The 18,516-nt window shown below is 52.1% G+C and carries 16 protein-coding genes; 1 reads left to right on the forward strand and 15 read right to left on the reverse strand.

The window, feature by feature from the left end:
- Window positions 1-81: 81 nt before the first annotated feature.
- The 15 genes from yihA to BLP91_RS04290 form a co-directional block, all read right to left on the reverse strand.
- Window positions 82-681, reverse strand: coding sequence for a ribosome biogenesis GTP-binding protein YihA/YsxC (gene yihA / locus BLP91_RS04215; RefSeq protein ID WP_091566988.1), 600 nt, complete (start codon window positions 679-681; stop codon window positions 82-84).
- A complete protein-coding gene (gene lon, locus BLP91_RS04220; RefSeq protein WP_091566990.1) occupies window positions 662-3,004 on the reverse strand; it encodes an endopeptidase La in 2,343 nt (780 codons plus the stop codon). The genes yihA and lon overlap by 20 nt, the downstream gene beginning before the upstream one ends.
- Before the next feature lie 152 nt (window positions 3,005-3,156).
- Window positions 3,157-4,842: an ATP-dependent protease LonB gene (gene lonB, locus BLP91_RS04225; RefSeq protein ID WP_091566992.1), complete on the reverse strand. Its 1,686-nt coding sequence runs from the start codon at window positions 4,840-4,842 to the stop codon at window positions 3,157-3,159.
- A gap of 141 nt (window positions 4,843-4,983) precedes the next feature.
- Window positions 4,984-6,186: an alanine racemase gene (locus tag BLP91_RS04230; RefSeq protein WP_091566994.1), complete on the reverse strand. Its 1,203-nt coding sequence runs from the start codon at window positions 6,184-6,186 to the stop codon at window positions 4,984-4,986.
- 12 nt (window positions 6,187-6,198) lie between these two features.
- Window positions 6,199-7,326 carry a lipid II:glycine glycyltransferase FemX gene (locus BLP91_RS04235; protein WP_176757809.1) on the reverse strand — a complete coding sequence of 376 codons (1,128 nt, stop codon included), beginning with the start codon at window positions 7,324-7,326 and terminating at the stop codon, window positions 6,199-6,201.
- Window positions 7,327-7,579: 253 nt separating this feature from the next.
- Window positions 7,580-8,842 carry an ATP-dependent protease ATP-binding subunit ClpX gene (gene clpX / locus BLP91_RS04240; protein ID WP_091566996.1) on the reverse strand — a complete coding sequence of 421 codons (1,263 nt, stop codon included), beginning with the start codon at window positions 8,840-8,842 and terminating at the stop codon, window positions 7,580-7,582.
- Between the two features lie 497 nt (window positions 8,843-9,339).
- Window positions 9,340-10,632 (reverse strand): trigger factor, encoded by a 1,293-nt coding sequence (gene tig / locus BLP91_RS04245; RefSeq protein ID WP_091566998.1) that lies wholly within the window; start codon window positions 10,630-10,632, stop codon window positions 9,340-9,342.
- A gap of 620 nt (window positions 10,633-11,252) precedes the next feature.
- The gene (locus BLP91_RS04255) at window positions 11,253-11,768 is read right to left on the reverse strand and encodes a metallophosphoesterase family protein (RefSeq protein ID WP_091567002.1); all 516 of its coding nucleotides are present in this window, start codon (window positions 11,766-11,768) and stop codon (window positions 11,253-11,255) included.
- A gap of 7 nt (window positions 11,769-11,775) precedes the next feature.
- Window positions 11,776-12,420, reverse strand: coding sequence for an XTP/dITP diphosphatase (locus BLP91_RS04260; RefSeq protein WP_091567004.1), 645 nt, complete (start codon window positions 12,418-12,420; stop codon window positions 11,776-11,778).
- Window positions 12,395-13,162, reverse strand: coding sequence for a ribonuclease PH (gene rph / locus BLP91_RS04265; RefSeq protein ID WP_091567006.1), 768 nt, complete (start codon window positions 13,160-13,162; stop codon window positions 12,395-12,397). The genes BLP91_RS04260 and rph overlap by 26 nt, the downstream gene beginning before the upstream one ends.
- Window positions 13,163-13,289: 127 nt before the next feature.
- Window positions 13,290-14,321: a GerMN domain-containing protein gene (locus tag BLP91_RS04270; RefSeq protein WP_091567007.1), complete on the reverse strand. Its 1,032-nt coding sequence runs from the start codon at window positions 14,319-14,321 to the stop codon at window positions 13,290-13,292.
- Between the two features lie 239 nt (window positions 14,322-14,560).
- Window positions 14,561-15,400, reverse strand: coding sequence for a glutamate racemase (gene racE / locus BLP91_RS04275; RefSeq protein ID WP_091567009.1), 840 nt, complete (start codon window positions 15,398-15,400; stop codon window positions 14,561-14,563).
- 220 nt (window positions 15,401-15,620) lie between these two features.
- Window positions 15,621-16,067 carry a MarR family winged helix-turn-helix transcriptional regulator gene (locus BLP91_RS04280; RefSeq protein WP_091567011.1) on the reverse strand — a complete coding sequence of 149 codons (447 nt, stop codon included), beginning with the start codon at window positions 16,065-16,067 and terminating at the stop codon, window positions 15,621-15,623.
- A 180-nt stretch (window positions 16,068-16,247) separates the two neighbouring features.
- Window positions 16,248-16,469: a helix-turn-helix domain-containing protein gene (locus tag BLP91_RS04285; RefSeq protein WP_040387081.1), complete on the reverse strand. Its 222-nt coding sequence runs from the start codon at window positions 16,467-16,469 to the stop codon at window positions 16,248-16,250.
- A gap of 226 nt (window positions 16,470-16,695) precedes the next feature.
- Complete coding sequence (locus tag BLP91_RS04290) at window positions 16,696-17,163, reverse strand: hypothetical protein (protein WP_091567013.1); 468 nt, start codon at window positions 17,161-17,163, stop codon at window positions 16,696-16,698.
- A gap of 508 nt (window positions 17,164-17,671) precedes the next feature.
- Here BLP91_RS04290 and ablB point away from each other — a divergent pair.
- A complete protein-coding gene (gene ablB / locus BLP91_RS04295; RefSeq protein WP_091567015.1) occupies window positions 17,672-18,511 on the forward strand; it encodes a putative beta-lysine N-acetyltransferase in 840 nt (279 codons plus the stop codon).
- Window positions 18,512-18,516 lie beyond the last annotated feature (5 nt).

Genomic DNA, 18,516 nt, shown 5'->3' on the forward strand with positions numbered 1-18,516 from the left:
CAACCTTTCTCCAAGGATGCGTTTGATTCAGCTATCGTGATATGTACCCTATTCCGTTATTTCCCCAATGGTTCCTCTCTATCAGAAACGGGAGTCGGCTTCGGTAAGTCGTCGAATTTCTTTCCAAAGCTCCTCTTTTCCCTGTCCGGTCTGGGACGAAAAAGGAAGCAGCGGATCAGAAGGATCCAGCTCGATCCCCTTACGGATCTCCTTCAGATGTTGCTGCCGGCGACCACGGGTGATCTTGTCCGCTTTGGTGGCCACGACGATGGTCGGCAGATCATAGTGTTTTAGATAATCGTACATAGTGCGATCATCCCGGGTCGGGGGGTGGCGAAGGTCGATCAGCTGAATCACGCCGCACAACCTCTCCCGACTGCTCAGGTATCCCTCAATCATCCGTCCCCAAGCCGCCTTGACGGATTGGGGCACCCGTGCAAAGCCGTAACCGGGCATATCTGCAAAATAGAGCTGGTTGTTAATCCGATAAAAATTGAGCGTCTGTGTTTTTCCCGGCCGCGAACTGGTCCGGGCCAGGTTTTTTCGGTTGATCAAGCGGTTGATCAGGGAAGATTTCCCCACATTGGAACGCCCGGCCAGAGCAATCTCCGGCAGGGCGTCCGTCGGGTATTGGGCCGGTTTTACGGCACTAATTACCAACTCAGCCTGTGTCACTTTCATCGGTATCCCTCACCATTGCCAGCTTCAACACTTCATCCATATGGGAGACGAAGGTGATTTTCAGATCTTTACGCACGCTTTTAGGGATATCATCCAAGTCCTTACTGTTCTCTTCGGGCACCAGAATATGGGTCAAGCCGGCCCGGTGCGCGGCGAGGGATTTCTCTTTTAACCCACCGATGGGCAGCACCCGTCCCCGCAGCGTGATCTCCCCAGTCATGCCCACGTGACGGGAGACCGGACGGCCGGTCAAAGCCGATACAAGGGCCGTTGCCATGGTAATCCCCGCTGACGGACCGTCTTTTGGAATGGCCCCTTCGGGGACGTGGATATGGATATCATTTTTTTCATTGAAATCGGGATCGACCTCCAGCTCTTTCGCCCGGGAACGGATGTAGCTGAAGGCGGCTTGGGCAGATTCTTTCATCACGTCACCCAACTTACCGGTCAGGGTAAGCTTTCCTTTGCCAGGCAACACCGTCACTTCGATCGTCAAGGTGTCACCTCCAGCGGCCGTCCAGGCTAAACCGGTGGCTGCACCCAACTGGTCGGTCTCCTCCAGCTTCCCATACCGGAATTTTTCCGGTCCGAGGAATTTGGATAGATTTTTCCCAGTGACCACCACCCGTTTCCGATTGCCTCCCACCAACTGTTTCACCGCTTTGCGAGCCAGTTGGCCAAAGGTCCGTTCCAGATTGCGGACGCCGGCTTCCCGAGTATAATGACGGATCACCTTGAGAATGGCATCGCCATGAATCTGAAACTGATCCTTGCTCAAACCATGTTCTTCCAGTTGCTTGGGGATCAAATAATCCTTGGCGATTTTCTCCTTTTCAATCTCGGTGTATCCCGAGATATAGAGAGTTTCCATCCGATCCAACAACGGTTGGGGAATCGTATGGAGGGTATTGGCTGTGGTGATAAACATCACCTTGGACAGATCGTAGGGAACTTCAATGTAGTGGTCGCTGAAATTCCGATTCTGTTCCGGATCCAGCACCTCCAACAACGCTGAAGCCGGATCCCCGCGGAAGTCCATGGTCATTTTATCAATCTCGTCTAACAAAAAGACGGGGTTGGACGAACCAGCACTTTTCATCCCTTGAATGATGCGACCCGGCATCGCTCCCACATAAGTCCTGCGATGCCCGCGAATTTCCGCTTCATCTCTCACACCACCCAGAGAGACACGGACAAAGTTACGGTTGAGCGCCCGGGCGATGGAGCGACCGAGAGAGGTTTTACCCACCCCTGGAGGGCCGACGAGACAAAGAATGGGCCCCTTCATTTTCTTCACCATCTGTTGGACCGCAAGGTATTCCAGCACCCGTTCTTTGGCTTTTTCCAACCCGTAATGGTCTTCATCCAGAATCTTTTCCGCTTTATTGATATCCAGATCATCATCTGTCTCTTTATTCCAGGGCAGCTCCAGCAACCACTCCACATAGGTGCGGATAACGCCGCCCTCAGCGGAGGTCGTAGGGATCTTCTCCATGCGATCCAGCTCTTTTTCGACCTTTTCTTTCACTTCCTCCGGTGCGTCCAGCCCTTCCAACTGCTCCCTGAGCTCTTCCACTTCACCCAGTCGGCCTTCTTTTTCCCCTAGCTCCCGCTGGATCGCTTTCATTTGTTCCCGGAGGTAGTATTCTTTCTGTGTCTTCTCCATCTGCTTCTTTACGCGCTGAGAAATCTTCCGTTCCAACTCCAGAACTTCACGCTCATCGTTCATAATGGAGAGAAGGGTTTCCAGGCGCTCTTTGATGTCGATGGTCTCCAGGATTTTTTGTTTGTCTTCGATCTTCAAGGGGAGATGGGAGGCGATCACATCAGCCAGCCGTCCCGGTTCGTCGATATCCGACACCGCCGACAGAGTTTCAGGTGAAACCTTTTTGGAGAGGCGCAGATATTGTTCAAAGTGATCGAGAACTGAGCGCATCAGCGCTTCAATATTGATATCGTTTTCTTCATCTTGAATGATCTCGTTGACGCGTACTTGATAATAGGATTCGGTCTCTGTAAATTCTTGGAGCCGCGCTCGATTCAGCCCTTCCACTAAGACCCGGATAGTCCCGTTAGGCAGTTTGAGCATTTGCCGGACCCGGGCGACTGTTCCCATTTTATAGATCTGATCCGGGGTCGGCTCCTCCAGCTGAACTTCATGCTGTGTTGCAAGGAAGATCAGATCATCATCCACCATCGCCTGTTCCAATGCCTTGACGGAACGTTCGCGGCCAACATCTAAGTGCAAAACCATACTGGGATAAACCAGCAAACCGCGAAGGGGCAGCAATGGCAGTACGCGCTCCTCCTCTTTGAGAGCCATGTACGCACCTCCGTTGCCGTATCTCACGCTTACTAACTCAAGCTTTTAACGATTTTATCTTATTCATTTCCTTTTGTCCATGACAGCCCGGCTCTCATACAACAGGGCCGCCGATCCCGAAAAACGGAACCATGCGGCCGATCCTGTTAGCTTCAGGTTGCCGGTGTCGGGGTAGCGGTCAAAACACCGGCAGCAGGCAAGGAGCTATCCTGCTCCTCTTCTACATCTTCTACAGCAATCAGAGGAAGCACCTCTTCCATGTCCCGCACCGGAATCACTTGAACTCCGTCTATCTCTGCAAAGATCGCCTGCATATTCTCCTCTGGGATCAACACCCGAGTGGCTCCCCCTTGTTTGGCGGCTTCCACCTTGGATACCACACCGCCGACGGGTTTCACCTTCCCGTGGATGCCAAGCTCACCAGTCATGGCCAAGCGGTTATCCACCTCGATTCCTTTGATGGCGGAATAAATAGCCGAAGCCATGGCAATGCCGGCAGAAGGGCCATCCAGTGGAACACCGCCGGGAAAGTTGACGTGCAGGTGATACGCATAGGGATCGATATCCGTCCGTCTGAGCACCGTCAAAACATTTTCGACGGAGCTGCGGGCCATGCTCTTCCTGCGCAGGGTTCGTTGCCGGCCACCCAACTCTTCTTCGTCCACCATTCCTGTAATCCGAAGGGTTCCTTCCCTTCCTGGGCTGGCGGGGACCGCCGTCACCTCGATTTCCAACAGCGTGCCCATATTGGGACCGTATACGGCCAGCCCGTTGACTAAGCCGACCTGCGGCTTCTCAGGCACTTTTTTATCGGGGCGAGGGGTGAGCTGGCTGCTGTGAACCACCCACTCCACATCAGAGCTCTTGATCTCTTTGCGCCCGTCGGTCAAAGCCAATCCGCCTGCGGTTTGAACGATGTTGACCGCCTCCCGGCCGTTAGTGGCGTACTTTTTGATGACGTCGATCGCCTTTTCCTGATAGGTAAATCGAATCCGTTCAATCGCTTGGCGAGCAATGTTTTCGATCTCCTCACCCAAGAGCGGACGGAAGAAAATCTCCAAGCAACGGGAACGAATCGCCGCAGGAATCTCCTCTGGATTTCGGGTGGTCGCACCAACCATGCGGAAATCCGCCGGGAGACCGTTCTGGAAGATATCATGGATATGGGACGGTGTGTTGGTGTCTTCTGAGCTGTAATAGGCGCTTTCAAAATGGACCTTCCGGTCTTCCAATACCTTCAACAACTTGTTCATCTGAATCGGGTGCAGTTCACCGATTTCATCGATGAACAAGAGTCCGCCGTGGGCCTTGGAGACCGCACCGGGCTTCGGCTGGGGAATCCCCGCCATTCCCATCGCCCCCGCTCCCTGATAAATGGGATCGTGAACCGATCCGATCAGAGGGTCCGCAATCCCCCGTTCATCGAAGCGGGCTGTGGTCGCATCGATTTCCACAAATTTGGAGCTGCGGGTAAAGGGAGATTCGGGATTTTTTTTCGCTTCCTCCAACACCACCCGTGCTGCGGCGGTTTTACCAACACCCGGTGGCCCATAAATCAGCACATGCTGGGGATTGGGACCACATAAAGCTGCTTTCAATGCCCGCAATCCCTCTCGCTGACCCACGATCTCATCGAAGGAAGAGGGTCTCGTCTTTTCCGAAAGAGGTTCTGTCAGGGATACACTCCTCATCTTCCTCAGTTTATCCATCTCTTTTCGCGATTCCCGGTCTACCGCCGACCGGCTGGATTGTTGATTTCGCAACAGGTTCCAGAAATACAGGCCGATAACGATTGAAAAGAAGACCTGCAACAGCATAATCATAACTGTCCAGTTCATCATTGATTCCTCCCCATGGTCCAGAAGGCGGTCCGCTTCGATTCTGGGTGTTAGTATGACCGCTCCACAGGGAGGATAGTCAGACCGAAATTGCCCCGCTTCTACCCGAAAGCGGGTGTGAGCGGGGCGGTTGGGCTCTTTTTACGGGATCGCCTCTACAGCGTTGCCTTTTTCTTCATGTTGGGACGGTATCGGATTTCGCTCCGTCAGCTCCAGAACCTCATCCTCTACGATCACTTGCCGGTCAAAAACGGCCGTGGTCATACGAAGCTGAACCGGAAGTTCTTCACCTGGCCTTGGAAGGGGCGCCCCTGACGGGACCAACAGCACGCTGGTCTGCATATGGGGCGGTTCCGCAAACCACAGACGTTTTCCCCGGTAGGAAAAAGGGCTGAGATGGCGGTTAACGAGCCCGAGAAGCCAAAAGGCCGTCAACTTGGCCCAATCTTTGACGCCCCTGGCACAGGCGGGGGCTTCCAAGCCCACCCCATTGGCGGTACCCCCGGCGACGTAGACGAGATGGCCCGTACGGGGGGAACGCAGCTGTTTATAGCCGAACCGTTCCCCCCGCCGAATCGGTTTCACATCGAGTACCGTACTTTTCGTCTCTACGAAAGACTTGTCCGCCAGCCATAGGTCGGTTCCCAGGCGAATGGAAAAGTCAATCGTCGGCCAGCGGTCAACCACAGCCTGATATTGAGCCGGTGTCAGGTGACTTAGATACATCTTGCGACGGGAAGGATCGATTCGATCCATCACCCGCACCCAGTCCCCGATCTGCTTCTCCCGCGCTGCAGCCGTCATTCTTTCTTTCGGGAAATGGATGGACATACCCGCTACCTCGACGTGGACCCGGTCCGTCTGGACCCCATCGATCCAATCGGGGATCCGTTCCGCATCCTGAAGAGAAAATCCGTACCGTTTCATGGTGGATTCACACTTCAACAGGATGTTCAGCCGGAAGGTGACATCCATCTCAGACCAGACGCTTCCTTGTTCGGCCAAAAGGCGGTCAAAGGACTTCACCAGAAAGCGAAGCTGTTCCCGACTGCCTACGGTGTACGTCCTCCCCGACACCAAGTCCGCGCGGGTTAGTTCGGTCATCACCGGGGTAAGCACGATCACCTCAGAAAAAGTGCCTATCTTTCCCAGCTGTCGCGCTTCGTCCACGGTTCCCACCGCGATCACTTTTTTCTTCTTCTCCAAGGCGACTTCGGCTAAATATTCATTACCGAAGCCATACCCGTTCCCCTTGATAACGGGGACAAAGCCGGGATAATGCTGTTCAGTCTCATCAATATGTCGATACCATTTCCGTCGATCCAGATATAAACTTAGACTCACGGCATGAACACCTCATCGCTTCTTCATGTACATGTCAAAAGCCCACTGCAGAAGCGGTTGAAGAGGATAATCCCATTCCCCGATCAACTGGCAGGCCTTCCCTCCGAAGCCCAACTTGAAACGGAGCAAACCATAAAGAGGATCGGATTCGTCAAGGGTATCACTGATCCCCCGAAAATCATAAGTATGAGCTCCCATTTCATGGGCATCCTGTATCATCCGCCATTGGATCGCGTGGTTCGGCATCTTCTCGCGCATCTCATTCCCGCTGGCTCCGTACAAATACCAAGTATGGCCATTCGCGTAGATGGCGATGGTGGAAGCCAACAGTTTGCCTTCATATCTTGCCATATATAACCGGATCCGATTCGGATCTTCTTTGCTCATGGCCTTGTACATCGTTTCAAAATAGGAGTATCCGCGCACCATAAATTGATCCCGCTGCGCTGTCACCTTTAAGAGATCGTAAAATTCCGGCAGGTCCTGCTCGCCGCCAACAGTTACTTCGACCCCTTGTTTTTTTGATTTCCGGACATTGCGCCGCCAGTTGCTGTGAAAGCCGGCAAACACATCATCAAGGGACCGGTCTTTGAGGGGAAGGCGGTACACATACTGGGGTTGTACCGCGGAAAAACCGCCCTCTCCCTCTTTCTGTTTCCATCCCATCGCCGCCAACTCCTGTTGGATGAATTCGGCGTGGGGATCCACTCGATCCGGCCCCAGATCGAGCAATCTTTTTCCTTTTAGGCCGTGCTTCCGCACTTCTTTCAGATAACCTTTAATCGTTTTTGTCTCCCATTCGGCACGAACCACCGGCGGTTCCATTTTTACACTAAAAACATTTCTTCGGCGCAAATGTTCGAACAGGGGCTCAAACCAATCCTGGATCTGTTTGCTCTCCCAGTCGATCATCGGCCCCCGGGGTATGTAAGCTAAATATTTATTCAGGCCCGGCAGCTTCCGATATAAAATCAAAGCACACCCAACCATACGCCCTTCCGCATCGAACCAACCTAATAGATCATTTTTCCATTCGGTTTTTACTTCCGCCCAGGACGGATACTGCATAAAATTGCCCCAGGGTTGTTTCTGGATGAAGGATAGATAATCTTCACGAGAAACCACTTCCACTTGCAGCATCTGACCACCGCTCCAGTTCTAAAAGATTCCATCATTATTTCCGGCATCGTTCAAGCTTGCAGGACCTGAACGTAGAAAAGAAAAGGATGAATGTTAATAAACCCGACAGGCAGAAGAAATGACTGCCATTCATATTCTATCATAAATCCCCTCTTTCCGAACGGGATAAACAACGCCTCCCACAAAGGTTTTATATTGTTGAGTTGAGTCCGAAATAATGAAACGCACCCTAGAGAGGGTGCGTTTCATGGAATCAGGCGCTTTCTTCTTTTTTATTCACTTCTCGGCCTTCTCGGGTCGTCAACCGCGGAGCCACCTTGTTGCGAACCGTTTCTTCGGTTACCACGCATTCTGTCACGTCCTCCCGGGACGGAAGATCAAACATGACATCCAGCATGATCGACTCGATAATCGCCCGCAACCCTCGGGCACCGGTATTTCGACGGATCGCCTCGTCCGCGATGGCTTTTAAGGCACCTTCTTCAAAGACGAGGTTGACCTGATCCATCTCCAACAGTTTCTGATACTGTTTGACGAGTGCGTTTTTGGGCTCGGTCAAAATCCGGACCAGCGCCTCCTGATCCAAAGGCTCCAAGGTGGAGATAACCGGCAACCGTCCCACAAATTCCGGAATGAGACCGAAGCGGAGCAGATCTTCGGGGAGAACCATGCTCAGGTATTCGCCCGGTTTCAAGTCAGCGGTGTTGCTTTCGGAACCGAAACCGATCACTTTCTTACCGATACGGCGTTTGATAATCGGCTCCAGACCGTCAAAGGCACCACCGCAGATAAACAAGATATTGCTGGTATCGATCTGGATGAACTCCTGGTGGGGGTGTTTGCGTCCGCCCTGTGGGGGAACGCTGGCCACCGTTCCTTCCAGGATCTTCAGAAGCGCCTGCTGCACCCCTTCGCCGGACACATCCCGAGTAATCGAAGGGTTCTCCGACTTCCGAGCCACTTTATCGATTTCATCGATATAGATAATCCCGCGCTCCGCCTTTTCCACATCATAATCAGCCGCTTGAATCAACTTGAGCAAGATGTTTTCCACATCCTCCCCAACATAACCCGCTTCTGTCAGGGAGGTGGCATCGGCGATAGCGAAGGGAACGTTCAAAATCTTGGCCATGGTTTGAGCCAGCAGGGTTTTCCCGCTCCCCGTCGGCCCGATCATGACGATGTTGCTCTTTTGCAGCTCCACATCCTCGTTCTTAGAGGCGGAATTGACCCGCTTGTAGTGGTTGTAGACGGCAACAGACAGGGATTTCTTCGCTATATCTTGCCCGATCACATACTCGTCGAGAATTTCGTTGATCTCTTGAGGTTTGGGCAAGTTTTGCAGATCAACCTCTTCTTCGCCACCCAGTTCTTCCTCCACAATCTCATTGCAGAGCTCAATGCACTCATCACAGATATATACACCCGGACCGGCCACCAATTTCCGGACTTGATCCTGGGATTTACCACAGAAAGAGCATTTGAGTTGCCCTTTTTCCTCGTTAAACTTAAACATTGTATCACCCCTCTCAAATTCTCTAGCGGGTGATCACCCGGTCCACCAAACCGTCATTTCGGCTATACACCCATCAACGTTCCTAGCGTTTCCGACGATGATTGTGAATCCCTCTGCTTGATTCGCATGTGCGGGCCCCTCCTCACACATGGTTTTCCAGGCGTTTGGTGAATCATCACCTCGCTGTTTAGAGCCGCGATGTCCCCTTTGGGCCGGCCGCCAGCAGGAATGCCCCCGTACCCGCAGCCGGCACCTTCCGGACGTTATGTATCTTTCAGTTTGAACCATGCAGAGCTCTCAACAGTCAACCCTGCTGAAAGATTGTTTATGTACAGGTTATATGGATTACTGATGATCCTTCACACACCGATGTCCTAGCTCCGTTCCAAACTCATCGTCTCCGACGCCAAAAGTCCTTTTTCCCTCCTCCTTTCATATATGTTTAAAAACAAGGCACGTGTCAAACGTGCCTCGCTTTTTACATCGTCCTATTTTCATTATGCCGCATTTTTACTGTTGGATACAAGTAGGTCGACCGTTTTTCGGATCTTCAGCTCATCTCGAATCTGATCCACTCCACCCTGTGCTTGCAGGAGTTTGCGGACTTCTTCTTCTTCCCGCCCCATCTGTTCTGCCAGTTTTTTCAGCTCCTGGTCGACCTCTTCATCGTCCACTTCGACGTTCTCTTCAGCGGCGATCGCTTCCAAGACCAGGTTGGCACGAACCTTCTTCTCCGCATCCTCTTTAAACTGTTCCCGGATAGTCGATTTCTCTTGGCCGGTAAACTGCATGTATTGATCCAGTGTCACCCCTTGCATCTGCAGCTGCTGCTCAAAGTGACCCAGCATATGATCAATCTCATGCTCCACCATCACTTCCGGCAGATCGATCTCCGCATTTTCAGCCGCTTTTTCCACTAGGGTGTTCCGTTTGTAGTTGTCCTCATCCTGGGACTTCTGTTCTTTTAGTTTATTCTCGATATCGTCCTTCAATTCCTGCAAGGTATCAAACTCGCTGACATCCTGTGCGAATTCATCATCCAGTTCAGGCAGCCGCATCCGTTTGACCTCGTGCAGCTTCACCTTGAAGACGGCTTCCTTTCCAGCCAACTCTTCAGCTTGGTAATCCTCGGGGAAGGTGACAGTGATTTCTTTTTCTTCCTCCGGCTTCATACCGACCAGCTGCTCTTCAAACCCGGGAATAAATTGACCGGAACCCACTTCCAAGGTATATTTCTCCGCCTGACCACCTTCAAAGGGCTCTCCATCGATAAAACCTTCAAAGTCGATCATCACACGGTCTTTCTCTTCTACCTGGCCATCTTCCACGACCACCAGTTCACCTTGGCGTTCCTGCATTTTCTTCAATTCTTCTTCCACATCTTTATCGCTGACGGAAAAGTCTTTTTCCGGAACTTCCAGATCCTTGTACTCACCCAGTTTCACTTCCGGTTTCACCGTCACCGTCGCTTTGAAAATAAAGGGTTTGTCCTTTTCCAGCTGATCGATGTCGATTTCCGGCTGGTCTACCGGTTCGATCCCCGTTTCTTCTACAGCAGCTTGGTAGGCCTCCGGAACTACGATTTCCACGGCGTCCTGATACAGAGACTCCACACCAAACCGCTTTTCAAAGATGGGACGCGGCACCTTTCCTTTCCGAAAACCAGGGACGTTGACGTTTTTCACCACTTTGCGGAACGCCTGATCCAGCGCTTTGGAGAATTTTTGTTCATCCACTTCAACCGTGAGCACACCACGGTTATTTTCGGTCTTTTCCCAGTTAGCCTTCATCAGCTATGTTTCCCTCCTGACCAGCTCTATTTGAAACCGTACTTCCCACAAGGGTTCCGTACATATGCAACTGCTTCATTATATCATATGAGTCGCCCTTTGCAAGGGAAGGGAAGCCCCCTGAAAACATAACAAAAGCCCCGAACGGGGCGATGAAAACCAGGTGAAACTCCAGTCCAAACAGGATGGCGTCCCAGGAGGGATTCGAACCCCCGACCAACGGCTTAGCATACCACTATGACTTTCGTCACCAGTCGTTTCAGACTGTTTGTGGTCTGGACTATATCTTCACCGTTTCAGGTGCGACACGTATAGTCTCTACGGATCCTCACGGCCACCTATATCGGTGACTTTCAGGGTTTTTACCCTCAAACCCTAAGGCTTGATCCTGTAAAACCCCTTCATCCCCTCGCGGGAATCGTGAGTTTCCTCGGTGTTACCATCGGCGGCATACCCCGTTAAGGCTTCACCGATACAGTGTCGTCCACTCTACGGGTTTTCGTTTCCCCATAGAGGCTCCTTTGTTGAAGGCCGTTGCTCTATCCTGCTGAGCTACTGGGACCCGACGGAGTTTCACCATAATAATCCTAAAATATATTATACCATGAACCCTTTCCCCGTCAAGATCGGAGATGGAGGGTGTACGCTCCACCTCTCTCCGGGATAAGTGTTCCATCTGGAGTATAAAAGGCGACAGTCACCGCTTCTTCCCCTTCCATCTCCAGGATGGCGTAAGAAGGGTGGGGAAAACCCCGGGGATCGACGAGGCTGCCCGGATTAATCAGCAACACCCCGTCTGCCTGTTCGCATAAAGGATAATGGGTGTGTCCGTAACAGGCGATATCCGCCCCATTTTCCTGTGCCCGGTATTGTATCGGCAACAGCGTGGATCGAACCTGGTGACGATGGCCGTGGGTAACGTAAAAGCGATGGGGGCCGCCATCCCAATATGCCTCTTCCCTTACTTCCTCCCAGTCGCAATTGCCACGAACCACGGTTAGGGACCCGGTTGGGAGGTGGGAAGCTTCCGTACAAAAATCGCCGCAGTGGATGACGTGATCGGCATCGACTCGATCCACCACGGTCCGGAGCAGCTCACCCTGTCCATGAGAATCACTGACGATCAACACCCGCATGTGAACATCACTCCTTCGACGCTGGCGAAGTCGCAAACTGAAACTGCTCTTTCAACAGTTGAATCATTTTCTTTGTCGCCGCAGACCGGTGACTGATTCGATTTTTCACTTCCGCCGGCAACTCGGCCATCGTACATCCCCTTTTTGGGAGCAGAAACAAGGGGTCATAGCCGAAACCGTGTTCTCCCCGCGGCTGCATGGCGATCCTGCCGTGGCATTCTCCGCGAACGATTCGGGTCTCCTCCCCAGGGAAAGCAAGGGCCAACACACAGACAAAAGCAGCATCCCGCTTTTCTTCCGGCACCCCGGTCAGTTCCTTTAAAAGTTTTTCATTATTGCGGGCATCGGTGGCGCCGGGCCCGGAATAACGGGCGGAGTAGACACCTGGCGCTCCCTTCAGCACTTCCACTTCGAGACCGGAATCATCGGCCGCGACAGGACGCTGTAAAATAGCGGCGATGTTTTCCGCCTTCTTGGCCGCATTTCCTTCGAAGGTGTCCCGATCTTCCACAATCTCGGGGAGATCGCCAAAGCCGTCCAAACCGACCACCCTGATCCCGAGAGCATCGGAAAACATCGCGTCAAGCTCTTCCACCTTATGTCGATTTCGGGTGGCAAAAACCAGCTCAGTCCATCGCCACGGATTGGCCATGGGGCTCACCCCCGATCGAACGGCCCGCCTCTTTTAGCACTTCTTTTTGCGCTTGAATCAGCTGGGCCGTTCCTTCCCGGGCCAAACCCAATAGATTGTTCAGCTCTTCCGCCGAAAAGGGAGCCTCTTCCCCTGTTCCCTGGATCTCCACATACTTGCCGGAGCCGGTCATCACGACATTCATATCCACCTTGGCCTGGGAATCTTCTCTATAGCAGAGATCCAGGCTGGGATTTCCGTCCACAATGCCCACACTGGTTGCTGCCAGATAGTCGGTTACCGGCATCGATTTAAGCGATCCGGACTGGACCAGCCGGTGGAGCGCCTGGGCCGCCGCAACAAAGGCACCGGTGATCGATGCGGTGCGCGTTCCTCCATCCGCTTGGATCACATCGCAATCCAGCCAAATGGTCCGTTCCCCCAGCCGATCCAGCTGAATCACCGAGCGGACGCTTCTGCCGATTAATCGTTGAATCTCCATGGTTCGTCCTCCGACTTTGCCCTTGCTGGATTCGCGAATGGTGCGGGATTGGGTCGCCCGCGGCAGCATAGAATACTCCGCCGTCACCCAGCCTTTTCCAGACCCCCGGAGAAAAGGAGGCACTCGATCTTCCACCGAAGCCGTACAAATCACTTTGGTATCCCCGACACAAATATAGACGGACCCTTCCGCATGTTTCATGTAATCGGGTGTTATTTCCACTTTTCGAAGCTGATTATATTGACGTCCGTCTACCCTCAAATCATACCCCTCCAATATGTAGTCTCATCATTATAACACAGCGCCGGAAGCGATGAACCCGAAAAGAAAAAAGAGGCGGCATCACCTCTTTAGCCTTCCTGTTTAAGGTTTTCCCAATGGCGAGGCTTCAAATACCGGACGGGTTGATCTGTTTGGGTCGAGTTACCGGCTTGTCGAAGTTGTCTCCCCCTTTGGCTCCGACGTCCGATTTCCCGTCCACGGTGATTTTCACCTTTTCAGCAGTTGTATTCTCTGTCAAGGACAAGACGATGGCGTTAAGTGCATTGCGGGACGCCTTTTTTTCATCACTGTACTGAAGGAGTTCTTTTCCAAAATCGGCTACAGCGGTATCTCCTTTTACCTTGACACTGTTGACCCGAGTAGTTTCGGCCAAAGCGCTGACTAAATCGGATCCGTGCTGAGGCCCTTTGATCAATTCTTTCATCGCCGCTTTAGCAACATCCTCCTGCCGATTGATCATCCGTGTTACCGGAACGTAGTACACGGTATTGTCCTTGGACTGTCCCAAAAAATAAAGGGTGACCGGCATGCTGTTGCTGGCGTCGACGCCCTGAGCCAGTTCCAGGTTGATCCCCATCTCCCGGGTCAACCCCTGTGCAGGCGTTTTCCCTTTAGGCATGGTCTCCAACTTGCGCCCGTCCACCTGGATATTCACCTTTTTCACCGACTCAAAACCGGTCAAGGTCCAGGTGACCGCACTTAATATATCGTCCTCCATTTTTGCTTCGTAATCGAGAAACTTTTTGGAGAAATCGACGATAGCGGTCCCGTCTTTGATATCCAATCCCTGGACTTCGGTACCTTTGGGCAATATGCCGCTAAACCCTTCCGGCAGCTCCTTCTCCGCCGCTCCACCTTTCACCATATACTCCAGGGCTTCCTTTGCAATCCCTTCCACCTTCGGGACATTCAAGGAGTAAGGGACCACCATTCCCTCGTCGGACAAAAAATACAGCTCCAATTGATTCTGTTTTGCACTTTTTTCATCATCGGAAGATTCCTGTTTTTCCTCTTGTTGTTGGGAGTTTTTCGGGGGTGGATCAATGGGAGCTGATTCCTTTTCGGGACCGAAGAGACACCCTGTTGCGACCAGCGGGAGGGTTAACAGGGGAGCGATCCCTCTGAACCATTTGTTCATACGCACTTCCCTCCTGGGACAATTGATCTAGTACATGTATACGAGCCCCCAGATGAATTATCACACTTGTTTGTCCACTCCCCACAAAAAATCCCCACGAGAGTGTCGTGTACCGTGAGCAGCTGCATTTACCCGAAGCCGCTTCGGCTGCTTAGAGAAGACAACCTTCCGCGGATTGCATAACCAAAGTCGCGATTGCGGGTAAATACTTCCCCTCGTACACACCCTCAGGGAGTTCTTTATACCGGGTTTTCTTCCAGAACAGGCAATTCTACGTGCTTAACCGTCACCTTTTGACCGAGCCATCTTTCCGCAATGGATCGGAAGAGCTCCGGTTGACCACTGGTGAAAAACTGATGTTCACCTGGATGGCGGGCCGGCCCATCGCAATGCAAGCCTTTGTGATGCAAAACTGTGCTCAGTTCTCTCGCCGTTTCCTCGGCGGAACTGATCAAGATCACGTCCTCCCCCATCTCCCGTCCAATCCAATCAGCAATCAATGGATAATGGGTACAGCCCAGAATCAGGGAGTCCAATCGACTTTTTTTCAAAGGGGCGAGGGCTTTTTGCACGATACTGCGTGCTTGCTCTGTATCCTCTCCACCGCTTTCCACCAAAGGAACCAAGGTGGGACAAGCAAGGCTCTCCACATGAATATCGGGGTCAATTCGTTTTAAAGCGGATTCGTAGGCTGCGCTACGTACGGTCCCTTGTGTCCCGATCACCCCGACCCTTCCCCGACGGGACATTTTGATTGCGGCCCGTGCCCCAGGCTCGATGACCCCCAACACGGGGACCGGCAGTTCGTGGCGAACCTTCTCCAAAGCGACAGCCGTGGCGGTATTACATGCGATGACAAGAGCCTTTAAGGGATAAAGGGATAAATAACCAATTATTTCCATCGTAAACCGAACCACTTCCTCCGCCGATCGTGGTCCGTAGGGACAGCGAAGCGTATCCCCGAAATATAAGATCTGTTCCTTGGGGAGTTGTCGAAAAACTTCTTTGACTACGGTTAGACCACCGACACCAGAATCCAGGATGCCGACGGCGCTTGTCGATGAGTACTGATCTGTCAATCATTCCATCCTCCAATTCAATCAGGCTCGGTTCCATCCTCACTTCCAACATATGAAGATCGAGTGAATTCGGTATGTGCTCACCACCGTAATGCCGCAATTTTACCAAAGGGTACTACAAGGGCAAACCGGATCCGTTTGTTCTAACAAAAAGACTCCCATATGGGAGTCGGCCGGCGATTGGTGCCCGCCGCGAGGCCAAATCCCGCAAGCCCACGGTTTAGCTTTTCATTTCACGGTGAAGCCTCTCTAGATACTTCGACATTTCCTTGATTTCCGCTTCGGAAAAGTGAACCAGAACATCGGAAAGATAGGATTGCCGGGCCGCCATCACATCGCGGATGATCGATTTCCCTTTATCGAGGAGATGAATCCGAACGACACGGCGATCCCGTTCATCTCGTACCCGTTCCACCAGTCCGTTTTTTTCCATCCGATCAACCAAGTCTGTCATGGTGCTGCAGGCCAGGTACATTTTTTGACTCAGGTCGCCAATAGTCAAGTCCCCTTCCTGGTTCAGCCACAAGAGTGCGGCAAACTGGGGAGGCGTGATGGGAAATTCGTTCAAGATCTCCCGGCCCTTCCTTTTCACAACATTGCTGATTTCCCTTACAAGGCGTTCAATATCTGAGACCAGTTCCTGTGACAATCCTGATTTTCCATCCATGGCGGTTACTCCTTCAGGTATCGTCACCGGCCAACCAAAGTCTTACTCAAAAGCAGCTTTCAATCGGCAATCGGTGACACCGAGTCTTGAATACATAGTACCGGATGAACTCCGTAGAGACAAGCATCCCTTTCCCGCCAGTAAAAAAACCCTACACCAGCGGTAGGGCCATGGGGGAAACTAGATTTTCAATTCGCCGAGCCGGACCAACTCAACCACTGCTTGGGACCGTCCTTTTACGTTTAATTTCTGCATCACATTCGAAATATGATTGCGGACGGTTTTTTCGCTGATAAAGAGTTGTTGTGCAATTTCCTTGGTCGTCTTGTCCTGAACCAACAATTCGAATACTTCTCGTTCCCTGTTGGTCAGTAAAGGCTTACCTTTTTGGTTGCTCGTCAAGTGCGTCACCCCTCCTTGCTCGGGCTCTCAGAACACGAGGGTCAGGGACTCAGTCCAGTCAACTTATCCTATGAACAGGCTCGTTTCGGGGTGCTGTCCTGGCGGAAAATTAGGCGATACCCGGTCGGGGCTTTACCGGCTCGATAACAAGGGGACATTGCATCTTATGTCAGGGGTTAAACAAGGGTGACGCATCGACATCAACGGAAACGACGAGGGCCGGACATCACCGGGAACCAGATTGATCTTGGCGCTTTGTGTGAAAGGCGCAGGAAGAACCTACATGATGTCGTCGGGCTCCGATATACCCTTCTTCCCATACCAACAGGGGTAAGTGGGGAAGGTGGCGCCGAAACCAATATTCTGCATCGTTCCGTGTAGTCAGCGCCCAGGCTGTGTCACGGATGTCCAAGTGGGGAAGTCCCCATTCATGCCGACTCAGCTGCATCCGAGGAAAGGGAACCCCGGAAAAGGCCAAGACGACATCTCCGTATTGCAAACACTCCTTCAGACAGTGCACCAGGGGATAATCCTTGGACGTGCGCAAGAGGTGAATCGGTTCAAACCCCAGCTCCTGCACCAGGTGACGAGCATCCTCTTTTTGCCGGGGCTTTTTTCGCTGCTTCCTCCCCTCTGTGGATAGAATAGGAAATTGATCAATCAAATAGATAAAAGGAATGCCGTGCAGATACATGTCCACAACCCTCCCTGGCGTTACCCTGCCCTATAAAGGAAAAAACCAACCACGTCAGTTAAGAAAACATCCCTTTGTATACTATAAAACCCCGAAGTCAGCCAAGGAGGAATGAGAATCGTCATACTCCTATCAGCAATGTTGTTGTCCGTCATCCTGCTGATAAACCGATTGATGGACCTGCTCGCCGATCAGCCAGCGCTTAAAAAACTCCTTCTGGTTAAGGGATCCGATGGAACTGTGTTTGTTGATCCGATATGAGCGCTGTCGACAAAAACGGCTCAGCCGAAGTCCACAAATCGATGAAAAACGCGTCGTTATCACCCAAGGTCGAGCGTCGGAGGGTATAAGAGCGGTCATCCGCGCATAGCATGGGGGAAGACGGGGGAAAGGCCAAATCGGTTTCATCTTAAACCTCGGCTCTTTTTTGTTTTTTCACCTGTGCCGCCTCCTTCCAACTGCCTTACCGAATGGTTGTTCCACATCATGACCCAAGGGGGTTTCACCCATGACCACGACTCGGATGACCAAACGGATCCAACTTTCGATCGGTCAGACGGTCGATACCGAACCACGTAGCCGTCGCATGAAAGTGTATCAACTGCACAACCCGGGGATGGTTCATCGACTCCAACGCTTAGCGCGGCAGGATGATATCGATAAAATTCTTTTTTATGTCAAAAGAGAGCAAATTCCTCGTTTAATCGGTACCGGTTGTGTGTTTGAGGGCTATATCCACGGGTTTTTTCGAGGGGAGACCGCCTACATTTTTTCTCTGTTTCTCAACCCGGATCGCAACCACCCTGTTTCCCATGATCAACAACGTCGGGTCATGAATCTGGTGAAAAACGATCACAAAAAAATAGACGGCTTGTCTCTTCCCGAAGGATATGTGATGAGCAAAGCCGTCAAAGCGGATACCCCGGAAATGGCCCGTCTCTATGATACGATTTTCGAAACGTACCCCACCCCGATGAATGATCCGCAATATATTTCCGATATGATGGACCGACAGGTCTTTTTCTCCATTATCCGATATCGCGGCCGGATTGTCAGCGCCTGTTCCGCCGATCTCCTGCCTACTTTCAACTCCGCGGAAATCACCGACTGTGCCACGCTGCCACAACATCGAAACCAACTGTTGCTCTCCCACCAGTTTTCTCACCAGGTGCAGCAGATGCGGCAAAAAAAGGTGCAAACCCTGTTCTGTTATGCCCGCGCGGTCTCTGCCGGCATGAATTTGATCACCGCCCGACACGGGTTTACCTACGGCGGCCGGATGGTGCAAAACAGTCAGATCGCCGGGCGGTTGGAGTGCATGAATATCTGGTTTAAACAGCTGTTGTAGGGAAG

Source organism: Melghirimyces thermohalophilus (assembly GCF_900102685.1).
Classification (GTDB): Bacteria; Bacillota; Bacilli; order Thermoactinomycetales; family DSM-45169; genus Melghirimyces; species Melghirimyces thermohalophilus.